This is a genomic window from Cloacibacillus porcorum (assembly GCF_001701045.1).
GTDB lineage: Bacteria > Synergistota > Synergistia > Synergistales > Synergistaceae > Cloacibacillus > Cloacibacillus porcorum.
This window is the reverse complement of the sequence record NZ_CP016757.1, coordinates 852,298-876,726: the sequence shown is the minus strand read 5'-3', so window position 1 is coordinate 876,726 and position 24,429 is coordinate 852,298. Positions and strand designations below refer to the sequence as shown.

23 protein-coding genes are annotated in these 24,429 nt (G+C 56.3%); 9 read left to right on the top strand and 14 right to left on the bottom strand.

Features of this window, described 5'->3' with window-relative positions; translation table 11 throughout:
* The first annotated feature begins 13 nt into the window (after nucleotides 1–13).
* A complete protein-coding gene (locus tag BED41_RS03960) occupies nucleotides 14–1,051 on the top strand; it encodes a potassium channel family protein (RefSeq protein ID WP_066743319.1) in 1,038 nt (345 codons plus the stop codon).
* A 44-nt stretch (nucleotides 1,052–1,095) separates the two neighbouring features.
* Here BED41_RS03960 and BED41_RS03955 read toward each other — a convergent pair whose 3' ends face one another.
* The gene (locus BED41_RS03955) at nucleotides 1,096–2,505 is read right to left on the bottom strand and encodes a sodium-dependent transporter (protein ID WP_066743317.1); all 1,410 of its coding nucleotides are present in this window, start codon (nucleotides 2,503–2,505) and stop codon (nucleotides 1,096–1,098) included.
* A gap of 144 nt (nucleotides 2,506–2,649) precedes the next feature.
* Nucleotides 2,650–3,738 carry an alanine racemase gene (locus BED41_RS03950; RefSeq protein ID WP_066743314.1) on the bottom strand — a complete coding sequence of 363 codons (1,089 nt, stop codon included), beginning with the start codon at nucleotides 3,736–3,738 and terminating at the stop codon, nucleotides 2,650–2,652.
* Nucleotides 3,739–3,858: 120 nt separating this feature from the next.
* On the opposite strand from BED41_RS03950, the gene BED41_RS03945 reads away from it, so the two are divergent.
* The 3 genes from BED41_RS03945 to BED41_RS16605 all read left to right on the top strand — a co-directional run bounded on the left by BED41_RS03945 (nucleotide 3,859) and on the right by BED41_RS16605 (nucleotide 5,769).
* A complete protein-coding gene (locus BED41_RS03945) occupies nucleotides 3,859–4,845 on the top strand; it encodes a threonine ammonia-lyase (RefSeq protein ID WP_333543847.1) in 987 nt (328 codons plus the stop codon).
* Nucleotides 4,846–5,010: 165 nt separating this feature from the next.
* Entirely contained in the window at nucleotides 5,011–5,568 is a 558-nt protein-coding gene (locus BED41_RS03940; protein ID WP_168160227.1) for a methyltransferase domain-containing protein, read from the top strand.
* Nucleotides 5,569–5,769, top strand: coding sequence for a class I SAM-dependent methyltransferase (locus tag BED41_RS16605; RefSeq protein ID WP_168160226.1), 201 nt, complete (start codon nucleotides 5,569–5,571; stop codon nucleotides 5,767–5,769).
* Between the two features lie 65 nt (nucleotides 5,770–5,834).
* On the opposite strand, the gene BED41_RS03935 is transcribed toward BED41_RS16605, so the two are convergent.
* The 5 genes from BED41_RS03935 to ilvD form a co-directional block, all read right to left on the bottom strand.
* Complete coding sequence (locus BED41_RS03935) at nucleotides 5,835–6,503, bottom strand: hypothetical protein (protein ID WP_066743310.1); 669 nt, start codon at nucleotides 6,501–6,503, stop codon at nucleotides 5,835–5,837.
* A 361-nt stretch (nucleotides 6,504–6,864) separates the two neighbouring features.
* Nucleotides 6,865–7,680 carry a TIGR02757 family protein gene (locus BED41_RS03930; RefSeq protein WP_066743306.1) on the bottom strand — a complete coding sequence of 272 codons (816 nt, stop codon included), beginning with the start codon at nucleotides 7,678–7,680 and terminating at the stop codon, nucleotides 6,865–6,867.
* A gap of 4 nt (nucleotides 7,681–7,684) precedes the next feature.
* Entirely contained in the window at nucleotides 7,685–8,209 is a 525-nt protein-coding gene (locus BED41_RS03925) for a flavin reductase family protein (protein WP_066743303.1), read from the bottom strand.
* A gap of 89 nt (nucleotides 8,210–8,298) precedes the next feature.
* Nucleotides 8,299–8,790, bottom strand: a complete 492-nt coding sequence (locus BED41_RS03920; protein ID WP_066743302.1) for a ferritin — start codon at nucleotides 8,788–8,790, stop codon at nucleotides 8,299–8,301.
* Nucleotides 8,791–8,929: 139 nt separating this feature from the next.
* Nucleotides 8,930–10,609: a dihydroxy-acid dehydratase gene (ilvD, locus tag BED41_RS03915; protein WP_066743300.1), complete on the bottom strand. Its 1,680-nt coding sequence runs from the start codon at nucleotides 10,607–10,609 to the stop codon at nucleotides 8,930–8,932.
* A 137-nt stretch (nucleotides 10,610–10,746) separates the two neighbouring features.
* On the opposite strand from ilvD, the gene BED41_RS03910 reads away from it, so the two are divergent.
* The 3 genes from BED41_RS03910 (at nucleotide 10,747) to BED41_RS03900 (ending at nucleotide 13,482) form a co-directional block, all read left to right on the top strand.
* Complete coding sequence (locus BED41_RS03910) at nucleotides 10,747–11,247, top strand: GNAT family N-acetyltransferase (RefSeq protein WP_168160225.1); 501 nt, start codon at nucleotides 10,747–10,749, stop codon at nucleotides 11,245–11,247.
* Entirely contained in the window at nucleotides 11,244–11,744 is a 501-nt protein-coding gene (locus BED41_RS03905) for a GNAT family N-acetyltransferase (protein WP_066743296.1), read from the top strand. Before BED41_RS03910 ends, BED41_RS03905 begins: the two co-directional genes overlap by 4 nt.
* A gap of 367 nt (nucleotides 11,745–12,111) precedes the next feature.
* Nucleotides 12,112–13,482 (top strand): alanine/glycine:cation symporter family protein, encoded by a 1,371-nt coding sequence (locus BED41_RS03900; protein ID WP_066743295.1) that lies wholly within the window; start codon nucleotides 12,112–12,114, stop codon nucleotides 13,480–13,482.
* Nucleotides 13,483–13,659: 177 nt separating this feature from the next.
* On the opposite strand, the gene BED41_RS03895 is transcribed toward BED41_RS03900, so the two are convergent.
* Both BED41_RS03895 and BED41_RS03890 read right to left on the bottom strand, forming a co-directional pair.
* On the bottom strand, nucleotides 13,660–15,012 hold the full coding sequence (locus BED41_RS03895) for a YjiH family protein (RefSeq protein ID WP_066743294.1): 1,353 nt from the start codon (nucleotides 15,010–15,012) through the stop codon (nucleotides 13,660–13,662).
* A gap of 101 nt (nucleotides 15,013–15,113) precedes the next feature.
* Nucleotides 15,114–16,532, bottom strand: a complete 1,419-nt coding sequence (locus BED41_RS03890) for an FAD-binding oxidoreductase (RefSeq protein ID WP_066743293.1) — start codon at nucleotides 16,530–16,532, stop codon at nucleotides 15,114–15,116.
* Between the two features lie 109 nt (nucleotides 16,533–16,641).
* On the opposite strand from BED41_RS03890, the gene BED41_RS03885 reads away from it, so the two are divergent.
* The gene (locus BED41_RS03885; protein ID WP_066743291.1) at nucleotides 16,642–17,418 is read left to right on the top strand and encodes a sulfite exporter TauE/SafE family protein; all 777 of its coding nucleotides are present in this window, start codon (nucleotides 16,642–16,644) and stop codon (nucleotides 17,416–17,418) included.
* A gap of 198 nt (nucleotides 17,419–17,616) precedes the next feature.
* Here BED41_RS03885 and BED41_RS03880 read toward each other — a convergent pair whose 3' ends face one another.
* Together BED41_RS03880 and BED41_RS03875 are read right to left on the bottom strand one after the other, a co-directional pair.
* The gene (locus tag BED41_RS03880; protein WP_066743289.1) at nucleotides 17,617–18,795 is read right to left on the bottom strand and encodes a pyridoxal phosphate-dependent aminotransferase; all 1,179 of its coding nucleotides are present in this window, start codon (nucleotides 18,793–18,795) and stop codon (nucleotides 17,617–17,619) included.
* A gap of 123 nt (nucleotides 18,796–18,918) precedes the next feature.
* Nucleotides 18,919–20,283, bottom strand: coding sequence for an FAD-dependent oxidoreductase (locus tag BED41_RS03875; RefSeq protein WP_066743287.1), 1,365 nt, complete (start codon nucleotides 20,281–20,283; stop codon nucleotides 18,919–18,921).
* Nucleotides 20,284–20,370: 87 nt separating this feature from the next.
* On the opposite strand from BED41_RS03875, the gene BED41_RS03870 reads away from it, so the two are divergent.
* On the top strand, nucleotides 20,371–21,270 hold the full coding sequence (locus BED41_RS03870; RefSeq protein WP_066743285.1) for a LysR family transcriptional regulator: 900 nt from the start codon (nucleotides 20,371–20,373) through the stop codon (nucleotides 21,268–21,270).
* On the opposite strand, the gene BED41_RS03865 is transcribed toward BED41_RS03870, so the two are convergent.
* The 3 genes from BED41_RS03865 to BED41_RS03855 form a co-directional block, all read right to left on the bottom strand.
* Nucleotides 21,262–22,542 carry a TRAP transporter large permease gene (locus BED41_RS03865; protein WP_066743283.1) on the bottom strand — a complete coding sequence of 427 codons (1,281 nt, stop codon included), beginning with the start codon at nucleotides 22,540–22,542 and terminating at the stop codon, nucleotides 21,262–21,264. The two genes, BED41_RS03870 and BED41_RS03865, sit on opposite strands and share 9 nt — an antisense overlap.
* Nucleotides 22,542–23,039, bottom strand: coding sequence for a TRAP transporter small permease (locus tag BED41_RS03860; RefSeq protein ID WP_229712425.1), 498 nt, complete (start codon nucleotides 23,037–23,039; stop codon nucleotides 22,542–22,544). Before BED41_RS03860 ends, BED41_RS03865 begins: the two co-directional genes overlap by 1 nt.
* A 91-nt stretch (nucleotides 23,040–23,130) precedes the next feature.
* Nucleotides 23,131–24,144, bottom strand: a complete 1,014-nt coding sequence (locus BED41_RS03855; protein WP_066743279.1) for a TRAP transporter substrate-binding protein — start codon at nucleotides 24,142–24,144, stop codon at nucleotides 23,131–23,133.
* Nucleotides 24,145–24,429 lie beyond the last annotated feature (285 nt).

The following is a 24,429-nucleotide window of genomic DNA, read 5'->3' as shown; positions in this document are numbered from 1 at the left end:
GGAGGCGGAGAAATTGAAGCCGCAGAGAAAAAAACAGCTCTTATTCATCTATGAGGTCATGCTGCCGGTGCTGGCGCTATTTTCGCTCTTTACCCTCGTGGCGCTGGGAGCGGCTTACTTTCATCCGGAAAGACAGCCGGTCTTCATATTTGTCGCCGACCACCTCATCTGGACCATCTTCGCCGCCGATTTCTGCGTCCGCCTCTGCTTTGCCAAGAGCTTTCGTGATTTTATCGCGACTCACATCTCGGAGTTTGTGGCGGTGCTGCCGATATTTCCCCTTATAATGCTTAATTACGCCTTTGAACTGCTGAAACTGGAGGACACCTCGTCGCTGCTGATACAGCTGGTCTTCTTCATAAAATTCCTCGCCTACCTCGGACGCGCCTATACGACGCAGAGCCGTTTCTTTAAGACGAATCTGCTCCACTATACCGGCGGCGTCACGATGGTCTCGATCGTTGTAGCGGCGCTGCTCTTCTCAAACTTTGAGCATATCAGCTACGGTGACGCGATCTGGTTCTCCTTCGTGACGGTAAGCACCACCGGCTACGGCGACATCGTGCCGCACACCGAGGCGGGACGCGTCGTCTCCGTCTTCCTGATGGTCATCGGCGTCGCCTGTATAAGCTCCTTCACGAGTATCCTCGCCGGGCGCATCATGAACAACTCGGGACCCAAGCAGCGCAACCCGCACCTGGTCGCCGTCGAGCGCCAGATACGCCGCTTCTCGCTGCTCTCGGAGGATGAGGTCGAAGAGCTCTGCCTCGTTCTCAAAAGCCTTAAACACCACCAGAAGATCGACGCCGCCGGCATCAAAGAGAAGATCGAAGCCTTCAACGCCGCGGAGGACGTCGACGTCCGCTGGCACAACCTGCCCTTCGTAAAATGGGTGCGTACAAAATTCGCCGGCCTCATGACTGACGGCCTCGAGGTGGAGGCGCGTATCGCCCAGAAAAAAGACGAAGAGGGCGGGGAGATGGCTGGTTATACCGCGGAACCCGACAAAAAAGAGGCTCCGAAAAACAGCCCGGAACCTCCGAAACAATAACTATTTTCCCTGTATCAAAGAGGCGGCGTCCGCCGGCCGCTCCCCTATAGTTTTATTACCCCCAGCGCGTTGAGGAATATCACCAGAACGAGCACCGGCGTCACATAACGCAGCAGCACGCGGATAAAGGCGGCGCGTCCGTCGTTACGGAGCGTGCCGTGGTTGCTGAGTTCGTCAAAGAGATCTGCCCGCCTCATCACATAGCCGGTAAATATCGCGATACAGAGGCCGCCGATCGGCATCGTCACATTCGATGAGAGATAGTCGAACAGGTCAAAGAACCCCTTGCCGAAGAGAGTGGCCGCACCCAAGTACCCAGTGCCGTCCGCGGAGCAGGCGGCGAGTATGCCGACCGCGCCGATTATTACGCAGTTGATAAGCGCGGACCGCCTGCGTGAGATGTTGAACTCCTCCGCCATCCAAATAGTCGGCACCTCTACAAGCGAAAGCATCGCGCCGTTCGCCGCGAAGGCCGTCAGCAGGAAGAAGGCGAAAAGCAACACCTGTCCGAAGGGCATCTGTGAGAATACCAGCGGAATGGTGATAAAGAGAAGCCCCGGCCCCGCCCCCGGTTCAACGCCGAAGGAAAAGACAGTCGGGAATACCGCGAGCCCCGCAAGCATTGAGATACAGATATCGGCGACCGCTATCTTGAGCGGCGAGAGGGAGAGGTCGGCATCGTCCGTGAAATAAGAGCCGTAGGTGATCATCGTCCCCATACCGAGGGAGAGCTTGAAGAAGGCGAGCCCCATCGCCGCGAGAACGACCGCCGGCGTCACCTGCTTAAAGTCAACGTGGAAGAGGAAATAGAGGCCATCGGCGGCCCCCGGCAGAGTCAGGGCGCGGATAACACAGGCTATCAGCAGAACAAAGAGCGCCGGCATCATCACCTTAATGGCCCTCTCTATCCCCTTCGCGACGCCGAGGGAGATTATCGTCCCCACCACGGCGAGAACGAAAACCTGCCAGAATATCGGCGCAAGCACCGTTGAGGAGAAAAAAGAGGCCTCCGCGCCGCCGGCGCCAATCGTCGCGGAGAAGAGGGCCTCGGCCCCCTCCTTTGTGATATCGGCGAAGGCTCCCGTCGCCGCCTTATATGTATAGCAGTAGACCCAGCCGGCGACACAGCTATAGAAAAACATAATTAAATAGGAAGATGCCGCGCCGAGAAAGCCGATGCCGGACCAGGGGGTGCTCGGGTTTCCAGTCAGCCTGCGGAAGGCACCCACCGCATTCAGGCGCGAACGGCGCCCGATGACAAATTCGCTGATCATGATCGGGACCGCGACACAAAAGACAAAAAATAGATAGATCACCAGAAAGGCTCCGCCGCCGCCCGTACCGGTCATGTAGGGGAACTTCCAGATATTGCCGAGGCCGACGGCGGAGCCGAGGGCGACCATCAGCGCCGCCAATGTTGAACTGAAACCATCTCTCTTACTACCTGTGGACATAAAGATCTTCCCTTCAGCAATGGTGATACATCATAAATAAAAAAAGAACCGGGTTTGGTCATTTGATTTTACATCAAACACGGTCCTTTAGCATCACAAAATATATTAATATGACAAAAATACTTTTATGATAGAATTTTTCCTCTATTCAAAAACTTTCGTCACATAGGGCGACGTCGAGGCGGAGAGCATCGCCGTATAGTCTGGACGGAAGGAGAGGATATCGCCGACCGAAAGGTCGGGGCGCTCCTCTATATCGACGAGCATATGGTCGCTGGAGGCCGTGATAATGCGCACACCCTCGTTGAGCGGCGTCAGCCCCGACACATAGACATCCTGCTTGCCGATCGCGAGGATGCCGCGGCGGCGCTCGCCGCGATCCTCGAAGTGCGGAATGTTGCCGAAGGCGTCGTGTCCGATCTCGCCCACCGGCAGCGTCGGCTTCCTCCGCACCTCGACGAGTTCAGCCTCTATCTCCATCGTATCCTGCGAAAGCCCCTCGAGGACCATGCCGAAAGAGGTGTCGCGTCCCAGCAGCAGAGCCTCGCCAAGCCGCAGATTGTTGATGGCCTTCGGCAGCATGCCGCGCCGCATCATCACAAAAGAACAGGTACCTCCGCCGGAATAAACGGGGAGCGGACAGCCCAGCGCGGACTCCATCGCCGCACCGCAGGCGGCAAGCTCCGCGAGATTTTTAGCGGAGGGCAGCACGCCGCTCGCGCAGGAAAAGTTGGCTCCGACGCCGACTATCTTCATCCTGCCGGTAAACTTCGCCAGCTCCGCCGCCGTGCGCGCCGCATCCCCGAACCAGAAGCCCTCGCGCAGGTCGCCCATATCGAACATGACGACACACTTCACCTCCCGCCCCCTTCTCTCGCAGATCTCAGAGAGCGCCTCAAACGTCCCTATGTCGGAGATGAGCGTATAATCGCAGAGGCTGACAAGCTCCTCCAGCTCGGAGCGCATCGGTATGCGGATCAGGGCGTATTCAAGCGCCACCCCCGCCTCGCGCATCCTGCGGATATTATCAAGGCGGCTGTCGGCGATCACCTTTATTCCAGCGGCCTCAAAGGCGCGCGCAACCTCGGGAAGGGCCGATACGCCCTTCGAGACACCCCAGATGCCGACGCCGTGCAGGGCGCACTCATCTACGAGACGGCGGGCGTTTTCCCTGATCCCGTCAAGTTTCACCCTCAAAAGCGGGTATTTTATCTCTCTTTGCTCCAACGGCATCAAACATACCTCCCGGTAAAAATTACCAAATCACAGCGGCGGATTATACATCCTTGGATAAAACTATCCACTCTGTGTTAATATTACAGCATTATATATTAATTTATTTAAGGAGGCACCATGATGAGCACTCTTCCGATAAACCCCGGCATCACCGACGTGGTAAAGGCATACAAATTCCTCCGGGGGCGCGTGCGCCACACCCCTACAGAATACTCCCACGCGCTGAGCGTGAAGGCCGGAGCCCCCGTCTATCTCAAACTTGAAAACCAGCAGCTCTGCGGCTCCTTCAAGCTGCGCGGAGCTCTCTATAAGATGAACTCCCTCACCCCGGAAGAGCGGGCGCTCGGCGTCGTGACCTGCTCGAGCGGCAACCACGGGCAGGGAGTGGCGATGGCCGCGCAGGAGCTGAAGATAAAGACGAAAATATTCGTCCCCAACGCCTGCCCGGAGACGAAAAAAGAGGCGATCCGCTGGCGCGGCGGAGATTTCGTGGAACTTATCGTCGCCGACGGCGATTACGATTTCACCGAGAAGACGGCGCACGAATACGCGGCGGCACACGGCGTAACCTACGTCTCCTCCTTCGAGGATGCGGCGGTCGTCGCAGGACAGGGGACGGCGGGCTTTGAAATGTTCACCGACGAACCAGATATCGAGCTGCTGCTGGTGCCCGCGGGCGGCGGCGGGCTGATGAACGGCATCGCCATCGCCGCGAAGGCGCTGAACCCCGACGTCGAGATCTGGGGCGTCCAGACCGACACCTCAAATCCCTGGGTGGTCTCCTGGGAAGAGGGGCGCGTAAAAGAGGTCGAATATGGCGAGACCCTCGCCGACGGCCTCGCCGGCGGCATACCTCAGAGCCTCCTCTCGCTCGCGAAGCTCCGCGTCAAGGGGATACTGGAGGTCACCGAGGCGGAGCTCGCCGCCGCGATCGCCTTTGTGCACCGTGAGCAGCATATGGTCATAGAGGGCGCGGGGGCCGTGGGGATCGCGGCGCTGCTTGCCGGAAAGGCCCCCGTCAGGGGACGTAAGACCGGCATCGTCATCTCGGGCGGAAATATCGACGAAACCAAGCTGCTCAAGGTGCTCGCGGAAAACAACTGATCATCTTTGCGGCAGAATACAGCTGCGCGCCGCCCCGGCAACAAAAGGGGCGGCTTTTTATGTTTTTACAAATCGACACATTGATTCTTTTGAATATATTGTTATAATATAGTCACATTGACATCTGTCAATACAATATGGTGATAAAAGGATTGGTGTGCGAGGATGCCGGATATAAGGGAATCGGTAAAACAGGCCTACACGGAGGCGGTGGAATCGGCTCCGCGCGGCGTGGAGCTGAGCAATATGAGCGCGGGCAACTACGATGAAGAGCTGCTGCGGGAGCTGCCGGTGCAGAGCTTCGGCTGCGGCAACCCCATTGAGGCGGCGCTGCTCAAGCAGGGCGAGCGGGTGCTTGATCTCGGCAGCGGCGCGGGGCTGGATCTTCTGCTGGCGGGAAGACGCGTAGGCGCGGCGGGACATGTCTACGGTCTCGACATGACGCAGGCGATGCTCGATAAAGCGAGAAAGAACATCGACCGGCTTGGCCTGAAAAATATAACGCTGCTGCGCGGCTACATCGAAGATATCCCCCTGCACGACGGCAGCGTAGACGTGCTGCTCTCAAACTGCGTGATAAACCTCTCCCCCGACAAAGATAGGGTCTTCCGCGAAGCCTTCCGCGTCCTTACACGCGGCGGTCGTTTCTGCGTCTCGGACGTCGTGCTGCTGAAAAAGGTGCCGGAAAAGCTCAAAGAGAGCCCCGCCGCCTGGTCTGGGTGAGTGGCGGGTGCTCTTCCGGCGGAAGAGTACGGAGAAAAACTCAAAAAGGCGGGCTTCACGCAGGTCCGCGTGACAGTGACCAAACCGCATGAGATAAACATGGAGGTCGTAAAGAGCAGCGTCATGGATCTCACCGAGGCGGACATGAAAGATATCGAGGGTGTCTCCGCAAGCGCCCTCATCACCGCGGTAAAGCCGTGACAAAAAACCGGGGAGCCATTTTTTACGGCTCCCCGGTTTTTATTTTGCCTTTTACTCCGGCGCTCCTATCCGATAGACGGCAGCAGCGGTATCTTCAGCTCCGGCACAGGGCCAAGGACGTCCTTCGTCGCGTCGAGCTCTATGTCGAAGAGAGCCTGCGTTATGCGCATCTGCGTGAGATTGTCCGTCTCATAGCTTATAGAAAAGCGGCGGTAGCCAAACTTCTCCGCGAAGAACGAGAGGTTTGAACTCTCGCGCCCCGACAGGGCCTGGAACGACTTATAGAGGGACTCTATGAAAGCCGCCTCGTTGAAGAAAGGATCTTCATTGACGAGCAGAAGCACCTTACATTCGTCCACAAGGACGTTATCGCTCCAGATATCGCAGAGCGTAAGCCCGGCCATCAGCCCAGGATATTGGTGAAGCAGCGGCAGCACCGAATGTTCAAGCATCTCGGAGTAGGAGAATACCATCGTGAAGCCAAGCTCCAGCCCGCCGTTGCGCCCCGGATCGATCATATTCTGGCGCGCCATCGTTCCCACATTTCCGCTCTGAAAGCTGCGCAGATAGAGGAATTCGCTCTTCATCTCAAGCGCGAGCCCCGCGAGGCTGCCAAGGAGAGGATTATAGAGCCTGTTCACCGTCACCGGCGAATAATCTTTGCCATAAGGAACCCACGGCGCGATGTCAAGGTCAATGTTTTGATCCCAGTATGGGAGTACGGAATTTATCATCAGCCGCAGCCTCCTTTTTTATTATTTGGTAAGATTATAACATCACCGGGCGGCGCGGTAAATTGCCGCGCGAAAATAGAAATGACAAACGCGTCAATAATGGTCAGAGACAAAAAGATAAACAACGATTTAGCTTTTGACTTTGCCCTTATAGCCTCCCTCGGAGAGGGCGCCAAAATCTTTGGTAAATCGCAATTTATCGTTTACCCTGTCGAAGATAAATCGGCGTTTAGAAGTGCGAGTTGCTAAATAAAATGGTGGTTCCGATACCGGAGCCGTATCTTCATACGGCGAGGATTCGGAGCCACCGTTTTATGACGCAAATCGTGCTTATAAACGCCGATTTTAGGACTTCCCAGAGTCAGCGTTCCAGATGCCACTTCGCGAAGAGCTCTTCCACCGTCATCTCCTCGCGGATGCCGTATCTCGTCAGCGCGAAGTCGTATTTCACGGGGTCCTCGGGACAGATCTCTTTGAAGTTCTCTGTGATCTCCGCGGCGGCCTTGCCGTTCGCGCTCTTGGAGCGGCAGAGCCCGAGGGTCGTCGTTATATTGAACATATGGGTGTCAAGCGGGATCAGCAGCTCCGCGGGGGAGATGCCGCGCCAGCCGCCGGGGTCGACGTCGTCGCGCCGCACCATCCAGCGCAGGAAGAGGGCCATGCGCTTGCAGGCGCTGCCCTTCGATGGGCGCGGAAGCAGGAACATGTTATCGCGCCCCGCGCAGCGGTTGAAGGTGTCGGCGAAGTTTTCCATCGCCGCGCTCATATCGCCGTTGTAGCCCGAGATAAAGAGCTCCTCAAGGCTGCCGCAGCGCCGCAGCGCCTCGCCGATGGCCGTGAGGAAGCCGCACATTTCGCCGCAGTCGGTGAAGCGGTGTACGAAGCCGCCGAGCTTTTCCTCATGGTCGCGCCGCGCGCTGTTTCTGAGATATTCGGCGGGGCGGGGGCCAAGGGCGTCAAGCACCCGCTTCACGCTTTTTAGTATCTGCGCCACCCTGCCGTAGGCGAGGCCGGAGGCAATCAGACCCACCACCTCGCGGTCGGCGGTCTCTTCGTAATCGTATAAAAACTGAAGCGGATCGGGTGAGACATAGATCCGCCTGTTGTAGTCGTCGTATATTTTTTCAAAAATTTCCCGGCTCGCGATCCTTGCCGGACTCTCTTCAAGCGGCTTCAAGGCATTATTTCAGAGCGTTGAAGCCGAAGGTCGGGGCCGTCTTCGGGGATTTGCCCTTTTTGATCTTGTGGTAGTCGCTGTAGGTAAGCAGCGGCGCCTCTTTGAAGCAGACTGATTCCTGTACCTCTCCGATAAAGAGCATGTGGCTCGGCATCTCCACCGTCTTTGACACTTTGGCGTCAAAGGCCGCGACGCTCCACTCCTCAATGAGCGGCGTTCCCGCCTCGGCGAGGCTGTATTTTACGTTCGCGAATTTATCGATGTCACGTCCGGATTTGAAGCCAAACTGTCCGATAAAGGTCATCGGCACCTCAAGTTCGAGGACCGCGACGGAGAAGCGGCCGCTCTTGGCGATCATTTCCGTCGTGAGGTTGGCCTTGTTGAGGCAGGTGGCGACGCAGATTGGCTCCGACGTTATCTGCATCACGGTGTTGGCGATCTGTCCGTTGAGTTTTCCCTCAAGGTCGGTGCTGACGATGTACATACCATAGGTCAGTGAAAAGAGCGCCTTCATATCGATATTGCCCATCTTATTACCCCCTTAGTATATTTCGTTGTCCGGCAATACAAAACGTGCCGGACCTTTTGAAGCCCGGCACCTTCATCTTATATCAAAAGTTATGATCTGTCGCCAAGTTCTTTGTCGAGCATCGCGAGCGATATGGGGATCTCGCCGAGCTTCTTGAACTTCGCGAGGATCTCCATCGCGTGCTCCTCTTCCTCGACCTGCTCCTGGACGAACCAGGAGAGCATGCCGCGCGTTGCGTAATCTTTCATCTCCATCGCCTTTTCGACGAGCTCATAGATAAGGGCCGTCACCTTCTGTTCGTGCTCGAGGGTCTGCTGGAATATCTCGGTCGCGTTTTTCCACTCGTTACGCGGGGCGGCGATCGCCTCCAGGATGACATGTCCGCCGCGGGCAACGACATATTCATAGATCTTCATCGCGTGTTCCTGTTCTTCGGCGGCCTGCTTCTTCATCCAATGGGCGCAGCCGGGGAGGTCGTTGGCGTCGAACCAGGAGGCCATTGAGAGATATAGGTAAGCCGATTCAAGCTCCGCGCGGATCTGTCCGTTAAGCGCCTTTTCCATTTTCGCATCAATAATCATTGTAAATCGCACCTTTCTGTCTTTATAAAGTTTGCCTTCTAAATCAAAATCATTATAAATATAATATCGCAGTTAGCGCTAAAGTCAAGATTAAAATACGTATTATGCGCATTTTAATCATAAATGACAAAATTTAACTTTACCTTTTGAGCATGGCTCCCTCCGAGGCCGAGGCCGCAAGCTTTGCGTATATGCGCAGCCAGCCGTCCGGCGCATCAGGCGCCGGGGCGCGCCAGTCTTTGAGCCGCGCCTCCATCTCTTCCGCAGAGAGCGCCGCGGAGATATTTTTTTTCGTGATGTCGATAGTTATCAGGTCTCCGTCGCGCAGCGCCGCAAGCGGGCCGCCCTCTGCGGCCTCCGGCGAGATGTGTCCGACGTAGCAGCCGTTGTTGGTTCCCGAAAAGCGGCCGTCCGTGATGAGGGCGACGCTTTTGGCGAGCCCCATTCCATAGAGGAATTTCATCGCGTGGAACATCTCGCGCATCCCCGGCCCCCCTTTGGGTCCCTCATAGCGTACGACGACGACGCTGCCTGGCTCTATCTCTTTCGCGAGGATCGCGCGGTTCGCCGCCTCTTCGGAGTCAAAGACGCGCGCCGGGCCCGTAAATTTGAACATCGATGGGTCCATCGCCGCAGGCTTCGCCACCGCGCCGTCGGGGGCGAGGTTGCCGCGCAGCAGGCAGAGCCCCTTTTCCCGGCTGAACGGCTCAGCCGCGCTTTTTATCACGTTACGGTCTGTGCCGTAGGGATTTTTGCAGCCGTCGATATTCTCGCCGACGGTGAGGCCGCTCGCGGTCACCGCATCCAGGTGCAGCATATCCCGCACCTCCCGCATCACCTGCGGTACGCCGCCCGCGCGGTAGAAGGCCTCCATGTCATATTTTGCCGCCGGGTTGACCTTTGCGACAAGCGGTACCCTCTCGCTGAGGGAATCGATCATCGCGAATATCTCTTTTGGGTCGAGCCCCGCCTCGTAGGCAACCGCGCAGAGGTGCATCACGCAGTTCGTCGAGGCTCCCGTGGCCAGCATCACGACGGCGGCGTTTTCCAGCGACTCCGCCGTTATCACGCGGCGCGCGGTGATATTTTTGTTTACAAGCTCGACGATCCGGCGTCCAGCCTCTTCGGAGCTTCTGAGACGTTCGGCGTATACGGCGGGAATCAGCGCCGAACCCGGCAGCGACATGCCCATCGCCTCCGAGAGGGCGCCCATGGAGTTCGCGGTGCCGAAGAAGGAGCAGGAGCCGCAGCTTGGGCAGGAGGTATCCTCCAGCCTGTCTAGCTCCGCCGCGCCGATCTTTCCGGCCTCGAACATGCCTACCGCCTCGGAGAGCGAGGTCGAGTCGCTCTTTCTGCCGTCGAACTCAATGCCGCCGAGCATCGGCCCGCCGACGGCCATGATCGCGGGGATGTCGAGGCGCGCCGCGCCCATCAGCATTCCCGGAACGATCTTATCGCAGGAGCCAAGCATCACAAGGCCGTCGAGGTTGTGGGCCCGCGCCATGCTCTCCAGGCTGTTCGCGATCAGCTCGCGCGAGGGCAGGATGTATTTCATGCCTCCGTGTCCGCTCGCGAGGCCGTCACAGGCGCCGATCATCCCAAACTCCACCGCCGTGCCGCCGGCGCGGTAGATGCCCTTTTTGACAAATTCGGCCGCCTGCCGCAGGTTAAAATGTCCCGTAACCAGCTCGTTCCAGGAATTTGCGATGCCGATGACCGGCCCCCTGAGGTCGGCTTCAGAACATCCCATTGATTTATACAGCGCCCGCGCCTCTTTAAAGTTTACGTCTTCCAACTGTTGAGTGCTTTTATATTTCATCTATTAACCGTCACACTCCCTCCGTGAAAGATGATATCACAGCGATGATAAAAGTTTATATGATTTTTTCTTTTTGCGATTGGTGTATGATTAGAGTACAATAGAATCCATCATAGATGTTCGGGAGGTCCGGCATTTTGGAAATAAGAGCTGTAATGCCTGAGGACGCAGAGGCAATAGCCGCCATTAGGATACAGAACGGAGTGCGGGAGGGAGTACTCGCCCTTTCCAGCGAAAGAATCAACGCCACGGCAGAATTTTTAAATTCACTCGCCGAGAGGGACAGGGGCTTCGTCGCGGTGGAAAACGGCGAGGTCGTCGGCTTCTCGGTGATGATCGCGAATCGGGAGCCTTGCCGCGCGCACAGCGCCTTTATCGCGGTGATGGTAAACGCCGACTTTCAGCAGATGGGGATCGGGCACAAACTTTTGAAACATCTGGTGGACCGAGCCGACAATGAGCTGATGTTCCACCGTCTGGAGCTGCTCGTGCTCACGGACAATGAGAGGGCGATCAAGCTATATAAAAGCCTCGGATTTATGGTGGAGGCGACGAGGAAACACGCCGCCGTCGTGAAGGGTACGTTCGTTAACGAATACCTGATGGGAAGACTTCGCGGAGAGGGTGCCGAGATATGAGGATAAGGCCCGTAACGCCGAAAGATGCCGAGAGCATCGACAATATAAACGCCAAGCTGACGAAGGAAAGATTCTCCAGCTTCTTCGACGGGAACCAGAAAAACGCGGAACAGTTGATAGCGGAGCTCACACAGTTCGACCACATGCTTGTGCTTGAGACGGAGACGGAGCCGCAGGAGCTGTGCGCCGCGGTGCTGCTGAAGGTCAATCACCAGATATTCCTGCGCCGGATGGCGACGCTTAGGATCATCGTCGATCAGAAATGGCAGGGACAAGGGCTGGGAAAGGCGCTGATGGAGACGGCGCTGGAACTCGCCGACAACGAGCTGATGATGGAACGCGTCGAGGTGGAGATACCGACCGACAACGTGGGCGCGCTGAAGCTCTGCAAGGCCGCCGGCTTCAAGGTCGAGGGGATCGCTAAGGACTGGATGCGCAATCCCGACGGACATTTCGTCGACGCCTACCTCATGGCACACTGCCGCAACGCGAAATAGTTCAATAGGGCGAAGGTGGTCCTCCTGCGCCTATAAAGTACCGAAGCGGCGGCGCTGGCCGCCGCTTTTGCGTCAGGCACCGCCGTTACATTAACGACATCTATCTCACACCTGTTTTTCCGGAACAAGAAACGCCGCTCATCGTATTTATCTATTATTTCTATCTTTATTGCTTTATACGTGACAATTATTGATTTTATCTTACTTTAAGCGCTTTGATTTCGTCAATGTCTTTATGCTTGTTCTTTTCTCCTCCGTTTTACTATTAATTTCCCTAAATTAAAGATAATAATAGAGATAATATTCACTATCTCGCCGTCTCCGGTCTATAGCAGTAATGGCGGCAAAAAACAGAGGAGGAGCTTTCATGGAACAGCTCACGCAACTGGTAACCGACGTTAACAGCTTTATCTGGGGCTTGTGGTGTCTCATTCCGCTTCTTTGCGGGACGGGACTTTATTTCACTATCAGGCTCAGATTCGTACAGATTCGGAAGTTCCCGGAGGCGTTCAAGGAGGTCTTCGGCGGTATCAACCTCTTCGGCAAACGGGCAGACAAGGGCGGCATGAGCTCCTTCCAGGCTCTCGCCACGGCGATCGCCGGGCAGGTAGGAACAGGAAATCTCGCGGGCGCGGCCACCGCCATCGCTATGGGCGGACCGGGAGCGATCTTTTGGATGTGGGTCGCCGCCTTTCTGGGCATGGCGACGATCTTCGCCGAGGCGACCCTGGCGCAGGTCTTCAAATATAAGGAGGCGGACGGCAGAGTGGTCGGCGGCCCAGCCTTCTATATAACGAACGGACTGCACTGCAAACCGCTTGCGGTCTTCTTCTCCGTGTCGCTCATCATCGCTTTGGGTTTCATCGGCAACGCGGTGCAGACAAACTCGATAGCGGACGCCTGCAGCGTCGCCTTCGGCTGGAATAAGCTTTATGTCGGCATCGTCCTCGCCGCGGTGGGCGGTTATGTATTCTTTGGCGGCATCGGACGTATCGCCGCCATCACGGAAAAGCTCGTCCCGCTGATGGCGGCGCTTTACCTCATCGGCGGCGCGGCCATTCTCGTGATGAACTTCACGGAGATCCCCCACTCCCTCTGGATGATATTCAAGGGCGCCTTCAACCCCGCAGCGGCGACCGGAGGCCTCATCGGCGTCTCTATCAAGCAGGCCGTACGTTACGGCGTGGCGCGCGGGCTCTTTTCCAATGAGGCAGGCATGGGCTCCACGCCCCACGCGCATGCAGTGGCCAAGGTCAATCACCCCTGCGAGCAGGGATACGCGGCTATCATCAGCGTATTCATCGATACCTTCTGCGTCCTCAACATGACTGCCTTCGTCATCTTCGTCACGGGAGCGGTCGACGGACATACGAGCGGCATCGCGCTTACACAGAAGGCCTTCAGCCTCGGCCTCGGCCTCGGACAGTACGGAGTACCATTCGTAGCTCTCTGTCTCTTCTTCTTTGCCTTCTCGACCGTTATCGGCTGGTACTTCTACGGCGAACAGAACATCATCTTCCTCTTCGGGGAGAAGGCGCTTCTGCCCTACCGCATCGTAGTAATGGCCTTCCTCGTGATCGGCGCGGTGCTCCAGCTCGATCTCGCCTGGCAGCTTGCGGACTTTTTCAACGGGATCATGGTCTTCCCGAACCTCATCGCGCTGCTCGGATTGGGCTCGATAGTATCAAAGCACCTCAGCGAATTCGAGAGAGACGGACGTCTAAGATCTGTAAAATAAGGACAATGGAAAAGATGAGCGAGAGAGATGGTATCTCCTGCTCATCTTCTTGTTCCCGCATGATTCATGTATGCATCGGACAGCGGCGGCACAACACGCAAAAAATAAGAGACGGCAAAAAGCCGCCTCTTATTTTTTGCTGCATTCGTTTTTTATTTGCCTAATCTTCGGCCAATGCTAACAGAAGAGCCAGGCGAAGGGCGCGAGCAGGAAGATGCTGAGCACCGCCCTGATAAAGTAGATGCCCGTCAGCTTCCAGAAGCCAAGCGGTATCGACGACTGGAGAATGAGGACGCCGACCTCGGTCATGTAGATGAGGCCGGTGCCGGAGATACAGGCGCACATAAACTTCGCGGCGACGGCCGTGCGGCCTGAGCCAACGACGGCGGCGAGGAACTGGTCGGCGTAGGCGAGCAGGAAGGCCGGGGCGACCTCCTTAGCCTCCGGTATCCTCATGAGCTGGAGGCACCAGGCGAAGGGCGCGGAGAGCACCTGGAATACCGGGGTGTTGTTCGCGATGATGAGGACGATCGTTCCCCAGGCGACGACGAGCGGCATCGTACTGACGACGAGCGAGATGAAAGTCTTAACACCGGAATCCACCGTCATCGCCGCGGTCTGCTTCGCCGAGCGCTCGACGGCAAGTTTGAGCGCCCAGTCTCCGAGCGAGTATCCCTGCGGGATATCGTCGCCGACACGCTGCTTGCCGGCCTTGCCGGAGAAGGTATCGGGCATTGAGGAGAGCGGCCAGATGCGCGGCATGATGAGCGCGAGGATGAAGGTCACCGCGTAGACCGCCGCCATTATCTGGAAATACATGTTCGGCAGGCCGACAAAGTCAGCCATGACGTAGATATAGGCGATGCTGATGACGGAGAAGGCCGTCGTGATGATCGAGGCTTCGCGGTCAGAATAGTAACCCTGGTCGTGGACTTTGGTCGTGATGACGACGGCGACCGAGCAGCTTCCGACCCAGGAGGCGAGGCAGTCGACGGCGGAGCGGCCCGGGAGTTTGAACATCGGCCCCATGACCGGACGCGCGTAGGTGCCGACATATTCCATAAGGCCGTAGTCCGTCAGCAGCGGCACGACGCCAGCGAGGACGATAAAGATGATGAGCAGCGCGGGGGCGAGGACTATCGCCGGCGTGCCGCCGTTATCCATGTTCCATATCACTTCGGGGCCGATCTTAAAGAAGATCACGATGTAGAGCGCCGCGCCGAGCAGGCGCGAGACGAGCCAGAAGGGTTTGACAATCAGCAGCCCTCCCCAGAAGGGGTCCTTTTCGATCTTCGCAGGCTTGCAGAGCGTGGCCCACAGAGAGGCCAGCGCCGCGATCACGACGAGCGTCATCGCCGTACCAGGCAGCCATGGTTTCAGGACCGCCTTCCCCCAATCGATCGCAATGCCAAGGATGGTATTGAGGCTGCCCTTCATGGGAATGGGCAAAAGAAAGACTATGGCGCCGATAAGCGATGGAATCAAAAAATGCATGATCTGCGCAGAGGTGTAACTATGTTTTTCCGCCATTTTCAATGCTCCCTTTCTAAGTATATTTAAGTATAAGTTCTCACAGCGCGGGCCGCCGTAAACGCCTCCTTTCCGCGGCGCGCCGCCTCAACCGGCTTTCGTCAGTCGAAAATTTTACCGGGGTTCATTATATTGTTGGGATCGAGCGTGAGCTTTATCTTTTTCATCAGCGCGAGGTTCTGCGGCGGGCAGAGCTCCGCGAAGTAGCGTTTACGCTTGCTGCCGATGCCGTGTTCGCCGCTGATGACGCCGCCGAGCGAGTCGGTGAGGCGGAATATATCCCATTCTATCTCCGTTTCGACACGCACCCATTCTTCCAGCGTCATCTCCGCGGGCTTCAATATCGTCGGATGGAGGTTGCCGTCCCCAGCGTGGCCGAAGTTCGCGATCGGCACACCGTATTTTTTCTCTATCTCACGCAGGCCGCGCGCGGCCTCGGGGATCTTCGCGATCGGCACGACGATGTCCTCGTCCGCCTGCACCGGGTCCGTCAGGCGCAGCGCCTCGTCAATATTACGGCGTACGGACCAGATGCGCTCGCGCGTGGAGCGCGTATCGGCGACGTAGATCTCCGCCGCCCCCTCCGCCGAGAGGATCTCCCCAGCGCGCTCAATATCCATATCTAGCGACTCCTGGTTGCTGCCGTCCACCTCGACGAGCAGCACCGCCTCGACGCCCTCCATCGGCAGCTCCTCGTTGAGAAAACCGCAGGCCTTGCGGTAGCAGTAGGCGTCTATATATTCGATCGACGAGGGAACGATGCCGCCGTGCGCCATCATCTTAGGCACCGCCCTGATCGCCGTCTCGGTATCGGCGAAGAGGGCCAGCAGCGCGGCGCGGTTTTTCATCAGCGGCTGGAGGCGGAGGATGATTTTCGTCACATAGCCGAGCGTGCCCTCGGAGCCGACGAAGAGCTCCTTCAGGCTGTAGCCGGAGACGTCCTTCATCAGCTTGCCGCCGAGCGTCAGTATCTCCCCCGTCGGCAGCACAACCTCCAGCCCCAGCACGTAGCGCATCGTGACGCCGTATTTGACGGCGTTGCCGCCGCCGGCGTTCTCCGCGATGTTGCCACCGATGTGACAGGAGAGGACGCTCATCGGATATCCCGTGTAGGCGAGCCCCTTTTCGGCGGCGGCGGCGTTTATCTCGCTCGTAATGACGCCGGGCTCCGTGACGACGACGAGGTTTTCCGCGTCTATCTCGATGATGCGGTTGAGCCTTTCGTCGGATATGACGATGCCTCCCAATACCGGGAGCGCCCCGCCGGAGAGCCCCGTGCCGCCGCCGCGCGGCGTGACCGGTATCAAATGGCTGTTGGCGAGCCTCAATATCTCGGATACTTCACGGGCCGAGGCAGGGGCGACGACGGCCTCCGGCAGGTAGCGTTCGTCGGCGCGCAGCGTCGTGGTCTCGTCGCGCGAACAGGCCTCGCGCTTCTCGTACGTCGTCCATATATGTGTGGGACCGACTATATCAGCCAGCGCCGTGAGTATTTCCTCCGTTACAATGCCGTATCCCATGATGAAGCGCCTCCCTTCCATCAAATAATTATTCAAAGGCCATATATATTTATAAGAGTATATTATAATATAATAATCTGCGTTTGACTCTGTTTTAAGGAGACTTTATATGGCCGCAGGCTTTGAAATTTCAACAACGTCGCTGATATTAGTGTGCTTTCTGGTGTTTCTCGCGGGATTTGTCGACGCCTCGGCGGGCGGCGGCGGGATAATCTCCCTGCCCGCCTATATCTTCACCGGCATGCCGGCGCATTTCGCGCTGGGATGCAATAAATTCTCCAGCTCCTGCGGCACCACCCTCGCGGTCTTTAAGTTTTGGCGGAACGGCGCGGTCAACCTGCGCGCGGCGGCGGTCGCGGCGTTCGGCTCGTTCATCGGCTCCACCGTCGGCGCGAAGACAGCGCTGCTGCTCAGCGACCAGATGATCAAGACGATGCTCATTATCATCCTGCCCTGCGCGGCGGTGATAATTTTTCTCAAAAGGGACCTCGGCGAAACGGACCGCTCCGCCGGAATGGAGCGCGGCCGCGCCGCGCTGCTCGCCTTTATGATCGGGCTGCTGATCGGCGGGTACGACGGCCTCTTCGGCCCCGGGACGGGGACCTTCGCGATCATGGCCTTCTCCGTCCTCATGGGCTTTGACCTTAGAACCGCCTCGGGGAACGCGAAGATACTGAACCTCGCCTCCAACTACGCCTCGCTGATGACCTTCGCCTTCGCGGGGACGATAATATACGGCGTGGCGCTGCCCGCGGCGCTCTGCGGCATCGCGGGCAACTATATCGGCGCGCACTGCGCGCTGACGAAGGGCGCGCGATTCATACGTCCGATGATGCTGACGGTGCTGGTGATGCTGGTGCTCAAACTCCTCTTCGACATACTGTAAACCGGCGTTTATAAGCACGATTTGCGTCATAAAATGGGGCTCCGGTATCGGAGCCCCATTTCATTTAGCAACTCGCACTTCTGATGAACAAAATAAGCGATTCACACAAAACGTAAAAATCGGCGTTTTGGTTCTCTGCTTATAAACGCCGATTTCCTTCGGGTGGAAAAAGAGATAAACGCCGATTCACGCAGAGGTTTATTTTTCGACGGCCTCTTTGATCCTCTTCATGCCCTCTTCTATGTAGTCATAGGAGCGGCAGTAGGCGAGGCGGATATGTCCCGGCATTCCGAAAACCTCGCCGGGGACGGTCGAGACTCCGGCCTCTTCGAGCAGCCAGGCGCAGAATTTGAAGCCGTCCATACCGAGCCGCGAGATGCGCGGGAAGGCGTAGAAGGCGCCCGCGGGCGTGATCGCCTCGAAGCCCTTGATATCGTTCAGCCACTTGACGACCATATCGCGGCGGCGTTTATACTCCGCGACCATCGCCCTCACATCGTTGTCGGCGTGGGCGAAGGCCTCGACAACCCCAGCCTGCGCGAATGAGTTGGCGCAGGTCGTGAGGTTCTGGTGGCACTTATTGACATAGGGGCGCATCGCCGCGGGGGCGACCACCCAGCCGATGCGCCAGCCGGTCATCGACCAGGTCTTGGAGGCGGCGGCAACCGTCACAGTGCGCTCCTCCATGCCGGGCAGGCTCGCGATGCTCACATGCTCGCCGTCATAGAGGAATTTCTCATAGCATTCATCGGAGATCACCCAGAGGTCGTTCTCAATGGCAAAGGCGGCGATCGCCTCAAGATCCTTCCGTGTAAGCACCGCGCCGCTGGGGTTGTTGGGCGAGTTTATCAGGATGGCCTTGGTCTTGGGCGAAAGAGCCTTTTTCAGCTCCTCCACCTGAAGCCGGAAGCCGTTTTCCATCTTCGTCGGCACGGGTACGAGCACGGCGCTGGCAATGGCGAGCTCATCCGCGTAGGCCGAGAAATAGGGCGCGGGCACGATCACCTCGTCGCCGGGCTCAAAGAGCGTGAGGAAGGTCGAGGTGAGCGCCTCCATCGCGCCGTTCGTGATAAGGACGTTTTTATCGGCGTCGACGTAGGCCATGCCGTTCTCGCGGTGATACTTGTCGGCCACCGCGCAGCGGAGGTCATAGGCCCCCGCCATGTCCGTATAGTGTACGTTGCCCTCGTTGAGGGCCTCTATCACCCGCTCCTTCGCGCACTTCGGCGAATCGAAGTCCGGGCGGCCGATCTCCATATGGATGATGCTTCTGCCCTCGCGCTCCATCTCCTCCGCGCGCGTCAGTATTTCGCGGATACCGCCGGACATGCTGATGGAAGCCATACGGCTGTTGGGAAATTTAACCTTCGTAGTCATCTTTTTTATTGCCTCCCGTATCTAAGAAAATAAACCGTCCATCTTACATAGACAATATTATTACCAATCCGCCATTTCAGGCAACTTATTTTTCCAAAACACGGCGGCCAGAATCATCCATACCTACGGAAGATAAACATTCTGCCGTATTAATTCCAGCCTGACATCTTCGTACCCGACATCGCAGCAATCTGCGCCTGTCCGCCGCGACACCGCCGCCGCCACTCCCGCCGCCTGTCCCATCGCGAAACAGTGCGGTATGAGATTGATCAGGTTGTTTGCCTGCGCGTCCGAGGAAAAACACCTTCCGGCTACGAGAAGATTTCTCTTATCCGCGACCTGCAGGGCTCCAAGAGGGATCTGCGTCGGTTTTTCGGGGTAGTCCTCGTCGAGTCCGCCTTTGGAGGTTATCACCTCTATCGAGGGCAGTACGGCGACAACGTCCTCAAAGTCGGTTCCGTTATAGACGTCGTTCACCGTCAGCACCTTTTTGCCGAGAATCCGTCTGCTCCCGCGCGTGCCGGTCTGGTAGGCCGTATCGTGAAGGGTGGCCGGGAACAGTCCGGGGATTTTATTTTCATTGATATAGCCGATAACGTCGAGGATCGTGGCGCGTACTTTGAACTCGACCGCCGTAAGGTCGGCGACCTTCAGGCAGTCATAACCGAGGAGCCAGTTATCGACCCAGGCCACGTCACTCCTGCCGGTCGGGAAAAGCACGATCGGGAAACCGGAAATTTCGTTGAGTTTTTTATTGTGCCTCTCCCATTCTTCGCTGTTTTCCACCGAATAATCCATAAACTTCGTAAAATCTTCCACACCGAGCCTGTAGACCACGCCGAGAGAGGCGTTGCGCAGGCCGTCCTTGAAGGCGTCCTGAAAAACCGCGCCCGCCGATGCCGCGATGTCCCCGTCTCCGGTGCAGTCTATGACGGTATCCGCGAGAATGGCGTTCCTGCCCTGTTTGCTTTCAAAGCTCACGCCCTTCACCTCATCGCCGACGCATATCGCCTTACAGGCAAGCGTGTGCAGATAGACCTTGACCCCGGCCTCTTCCGCCATTTGCTGAAGGACGATTTTGAATATTTCAGGGTCGGTATATCCTCCGTAGCAGACATAGCCGTCGCGCGTCATATTAAAATAGGGACGCCACTTTTCGACGCACTGGGGGTCGTCACTGCCCATTATCTCCCGCCGCGGGCCAAAGTAACCGTTGGGGATAGCCTCAAGGCGGCTGACCGCTTCGAGCATAACGCCCTTTATCATCATCGTTTTCATATAGCTCAGAGAGGGGATCAGAATGACCTGCCCCCCCGTAGCCATCCCGCCAAGGTGGTTATAACGCTCAAGCAGGACCACCCTCCCCGCGCCCGCGCGCGCCGCGGCGACCGCCGCGGCTATACCGGCGGGGCCGCCGCCTGCGACCAGCACGTCGGCATGGTCGATAACTTCCACCTTAGCTTCCGGTTCAATGATAAACTTTTCCATGTAAAACGCTCCTTATTGTCTCTATATTTGAATTATCGTAATCTTTTAGATATAATCAGGGTAAACGAGCATCGGGGATAGTCGATTATGGATATAAAACAGCTGAAATATTTTGTTACCGTCGCCAACGAAGGGCAGATAACAAAGGCCGCCCAAAAGTTATTCATGGCACAGCCGCCATTAAGCAGGCATATCATCGAACTGGAAAAAGAGATCGGCAAACCTCTCTTTCTCAGGACTAAAAAGGGGCTGGAGCTGACCTCGGCCGGAGAGGCCCTCCTGCAAAAGGCTCAGGATCTGATATTCCAAATAGAAAATCTGAAGTATTACATCAACGACGACATTCCCGAAAATCTCTCCGGTATCCTGAAGATAGGCTCGCTGATATCATGTACGCCCAAGCTGACGGACTACCTGAAAAAATTTGCCTCGTTACATCCGCATGTGACCTATAAGATATGGGAAGACACCCCCAACAACCTGCTGGACCTTCTCTACAAGAGAGAGATCGAACTGCTCTTCCTGCGCACGCCTACCTTCAACGCCGGTTCGCTGGCCGTGGTTCCCCTCGCGGCCGAACAATTCTATCTCGCCGTTCCCGCCGCGATGGACTCCTGCCCTCAGCGAGACTATATCTCGCTGGAGGAGATGGCCGAACTTCCGCTGATCATGCTGCACGACGGCAAAAGCATCGGCTACAACGAACTTTTTATCAACGATTTCGCCAACCTCAACATCAAACCAAATATCATCTGCCAGTGTTCAAACTCCTCTTTGGCGATAATGCTGGTATTCAGCGGGCTGGGGGCCACCATTATGCCGCAGCAGCTGTTAAAACACCTTCCCAACAAACGGACGAACATCAAACGGATAGAGGGCGTAAGCTCCGATACAAAACCGGTAGTCATCTTTAATCCCAAGCAGTATATCTCGCCGATGGCCAAGAAGCTGCTGGAGATAATGGACGTCGACGTTAAATTATTTTAGGAACCGCACCAGGTGCATCGTCGCGGAGTCGCAGTATGTGATCAGCATCAGAGCGGCAAGCATCGCTAAAAACAGCGCGACGATATATTTAAACATCCGCTCCATCGGGATCTTCGCCACCGCCATCGCCACAAACAGGTTGACGCCATATGGCGGCGTTATATAGCCGATAGCCAGATTCGCCACCAGCACGACGCCGAAGGTGACGGGCGACATGCCGAATTTCGTCATCACCGGCAGCAGGATCGGGGCAAGTATTATTATCGCCGGTATCGGGTCGATGAGGCTGCCCACTGCCAGCAAAAAGAGATTCACGATCATAAAGAGCACTATCCTGCTGTCGGTGATGCTTATGAGAAACGACGCGATCTGCTGCGGCAGTCCGGCCATTATGAGATAACTCGCGAAAGCCATCGAAAGGCCCACCATAAAGGTCGTCGCTCCATTGACCGTCAGCGTCTCCACGAAGGCTTCGTAAATCTTCGCAAACGTCAGTTCGCGGTAGATGACGACGCCGGTGAACAGAGAGTACAAGACCGCTATCACCGCCGCCTCGGTGGGAGTGCATATCCCCCAGTAGATACCGCCCAAGATTATCCCCGGGGCCATAAACGCCCAGATGGCGTCCACAAAGGAGTGAGAAAAACTTTTCAGCGTCAGCTTCTCCGCGGTTCCTCTGTACCCTTTCTTCTTTGAAATGACGTAACATACTATCAGGATCGCCACGCCCATTATTATTCCCGGAATGATCCCCGCGATAAACAGCTCACCAATGGAGGCGCCAACCACCACGCCGTAGATGACAAGCGGGATGCTCGGCGGGATGATGATGCCGATGGTGCCGGCCGCAGCGGCGAGCGCGGCGGCAAATCCCTCGTCGTAGCCCTTCTCTTTCATCGCCGGGATCATAAACGAGCCGACGGCGGATGTCGTGGCGACGGCGGAACCGGAGAGCGCGGCAAAGAACATACAGGTAACCGTGGTCACCATGGCAAGGCCGCCAGTCACCGCGCCGACACAGATATTGGCAAAATTGAGCAGCCGCTTAGCCAGACCGCCGGCGCTCATCAGGCTTCCAGCGAGGATAAAGAAAGGAATCGCCAGGAGGGAAAAGGAATCGACTCCCGCCACGGCGTTCTGTGAGATCATGACGAACGATATGTCGGAGAAAAAATAGAGCGTGATCAGCGTGGATATGCCGATAGCGTAGCCGACGGGAACGGTCAGCAGAATCAGCACGAGAAAAGAGCCAAATAAGACCGCGAATTCCATTACCGTATCTCCTCCTTCTTGTCTGCGAAAGCGGACGCCGGTGCCAGGACTATATCTTTGAGCCCGGCGATGATCCTGACGGCAAGCACGAAGTTGCTCACAGGCAGCGACAGATACACAAAAAGCAGCGGGATCTCCATCGCGGGAGAGAGGGAATATCGGTGAGCCAGATTCATGACAAGAGAAAAGCCGTTCACCGTAAGAAATACACAAAACGAGAGAAAGATGAGGTTAGAAAGCACGCTTAAAAACTTTTTACCGGCTGGATTCATCAGGGAATACAAAACTTCGACCTTCAGGTGCTTGCCGTCCCTCTGCGCAAAACTCGTTCCCAGCCATATCTGCCAGATAAAAATATACCGCGTCAGCTCTTCGCTCCAGGGGATGGAAGCGTTAATGAAATATCTGAAAACGATCTGAAGGGCGACAAGCGCGACTGAGACCGCTAAACTTAAAACCAAAAGATACTCTTCAAACTTGTTGTACAGCCTTAACACCGCACTCAATTTCGCCACTCCTATCTGCGCTTTGACCGACCAGTGCGGACAGAGATGTATATGCCCATCCGCACTGGTTCTGCCGTAAAAACTACTGATACTTTTTCAGCAGCACAAAGACGTCCTTACCCAATTTTTTCTCAAATTCGGCATATACCGGCTGCACGGCTTTGACAAACTTCGCGTGGTTCTCCGGCGTTATGCCGTTGACGCTCATTCCGTGCGACTTAAGCTGTTTTATGTAACCGGCGTCCTCGCTCAGAGATACCTTCCTCTGATAATCCACGAACCACTTCTTCGCCGAGGCCGCGACCATCTTTTGAAGGTCGGACGGCAGTTTATCAAACTTGTTTTTGTTCATCGCGGCGACGAGAAACGATACCGTATGCCCCGTAAGGCTGTAATACTTCTGGACGTCGTAAAATTTCATCTCCACCATAAAATTGGCGCTGACCTCAAAACCGTCTATCGTCTTCTGCTGCAGGGAGGTATAGACTTCCGTGAAGGACATCGGCGTGGGGTTCGCGCCAAGTGCCTTAAAAAGTCCGATGTAAACGGGGCTCTCCATGACCCTCATCTTCAATCCAGCCAGATCCGAAGGAGCGTTGATCGGACGTTTGCTGTTCACCATATGGCGCACGCCGTTCAGCATATATCCCAAATTGACCATTCCCGCGCTCCGTTCCAGCTCCTTATTCAGATACTGGCCGAGCTCCCCGTCGACAGCCTTAAAAGCGGCCTGCGCGTCGGAAAAGGCAAACGGCATATCCAGTATCCCAAACTTAGGCTCATAGGTGGTCAGGGCCGACGTCGTCGTCAGCACCATATCCAGCGTTCCCAGCGAGACGGCCTCCGCCATTTGACGGTCCCCTCCCAGCGCGCCGTTAGGGAATACCTCGACCTTGATCCTTCCGCCGCTTGATTTTTCAATCTCTTTTTTAAACTCATAAGCGGCCCGCACCTCTGGTATCGCCTCTGAACTGATCGAACCTATCCTGATGGTATAAACCTTGGAGTCACTACAGTCGGCCCGTGTACCCATAAATGCGAAACCACACGCAATCACCGCCGCCAGCAATACTTTACCGGCATTCTTGAAAAACATAAAATGACCTCCTCATTGATAGAAAATAGCGTAATCGGTCTTAAACACCACCACTGCCATATCATCTGTTTATTTTGATATGACATGAAAGTATTTTAGCCGGGCTAAGGATAACATCTTTTAAAACATATGAAAAATATCTAATTAAGCATATTCAGCATACAAATAAAGTATGACACTAAAGAGAGGTCATTCATAAAATCTTAATTTTAACAACCGCGTAAAGAATAACTCACACAAAAGAGAGCCGGCGTTACCCGCAGCCTGCCCTCTTTTGTCACAATA

What these genes read in the sequence shown, in the direction of transcription:
- BED41_RS03955 (WP_066743317.1), bottom strand. Translation starts at nt 2,505, where the DNA reads ATGTCCACAGGTAGTAAGAGAGATGGTTTCAGTTCAACATTGGCGGCG.
- BED41_RS03950 (WP_066743314.1), bottom strand. Translation starts at nt 3,738, where the DNA reads ATGCCGTTGGAGCAAAGAGAGATAAAATACCCGCTTTTGAGGGTGAAA.
- BED41_RS03945 (WP_333543847.1), top strand. Translation starts at nt 3,859, where the DNA reads ATGATGAGCACTCTTCCGATAAACCCCGGCATCACCGACGTGGTAAAG.
- BED41_RS03940 (WP_168160227.1), top strand. Translation starts at nt 5,011, where the DNA reads ATGCCGGATATAAGGGAATCGGTAAAACAGGCCTACACGGAGGCGGTG.
- BED41_RS03935 (WP_066743310.1), bottom strand. Translation starts at nt 6,503, where the DNA reads ATGATAAATTCCGTACTCCCATACTGGGATCAAAACATTGACCTTGAC.
- BED41_RS03925 (WP_066743303.1), bottom strand. Translation starts at nt 8,209, where the DNA reads ATGGGCAATATCGATATGAAGGCGCTCTTTTCACTGACCTATGGTATG.
- BED41_RS03920 (WP_066743302.1), bottom strand. Translation starts at nt 8,790, where the DNA reads ATGATTATTGATGCGAAAATGGAAAAGGCGCTTAACGGACAGATCCGC.
- ilvD (WP_066743300.1), bottom strand. Translation starts at nt 10,609, where the DNA reads ATGAAATATAAAAGCACTCAACAGTTGGAAGACGTAAACTTTAAAGAG.
- BED41_RS03905 (WP_066743296.1), top strand. Translation starts at nt 11,244, where the DNA reads ATGAGGATAAGGCCCGTAACGCCGAAAGATGCCGAGAGCATCGACAAT.
- BED41_RS03900 (WP_066743295.1), top strand. Translation starts at nt 12,112, where the DNA reads ATGGAACAGCTCACGCAACTGGTAACCGACGTTAACAGCTTTATCTGG.
- BED41_RS03895 (WP_066743294.1), bottom strand. Translation starts at nt 15,012, where the DNA reads ATGGCGGAAAAACATAGTTACACCTCTGCGCAGATCATGCATTTTTTG.
- BED41_RS03890 (WP_066743293.1), bottom strand. Translation starts at nt 16,532, where the DNA reads ATGGGATACGGCATTGTAACGGAGGAAATACTCACGGCGCTGGCTGAT.
- BED41_RS03885 (WP_066743291.1), top strand. Translation starts at nt 16,642, where the DNA reads ATGGCCGCAGGCTTTGAAATTTCAACAACGTCGCTGATATTAGTGTGC.
- BED41_RS03880 (WP_066743289.1), bottom strand. Translation starts at nt 18,795, where the DNA reads ATGACTACGAAGGTTAAATTTCCCAACAGCCGTATGGCTTCCATCAGC.
- BED41_RS03875 (WP_066743287.1), bottom strand. Translation starts at nt 20,283, where the DNA reads ATGGAAAAGTTTATCATTGAACCGGAAGCTAAGGTGGAAGTTATCGAC.
- BED41_RS03870 (WP_066743285.1), top strand. Translation starts at nt 20,371, where the DNA reads ATGGATATAAAACAGCTGAAATATTTTGTTACCGTCGCCAACGAAGGG.
- BED41_RS03865 (WP_066743283.1), bottom strand. Translation starts at nt 22,542, where the DNA reads ATGGAATTCGCGGTCTTATTTGGCTCTTTTCTCGTGCTGATTCTGCTG.
- BED41_RS03855 (WP_066743279.1), bottom strand. Translation starts at nt 24,144, where the DNA reads ATGTTTTTCAAGAATGCCGGTAAAGTATTGCTGGCGGCGGTGATTGCG.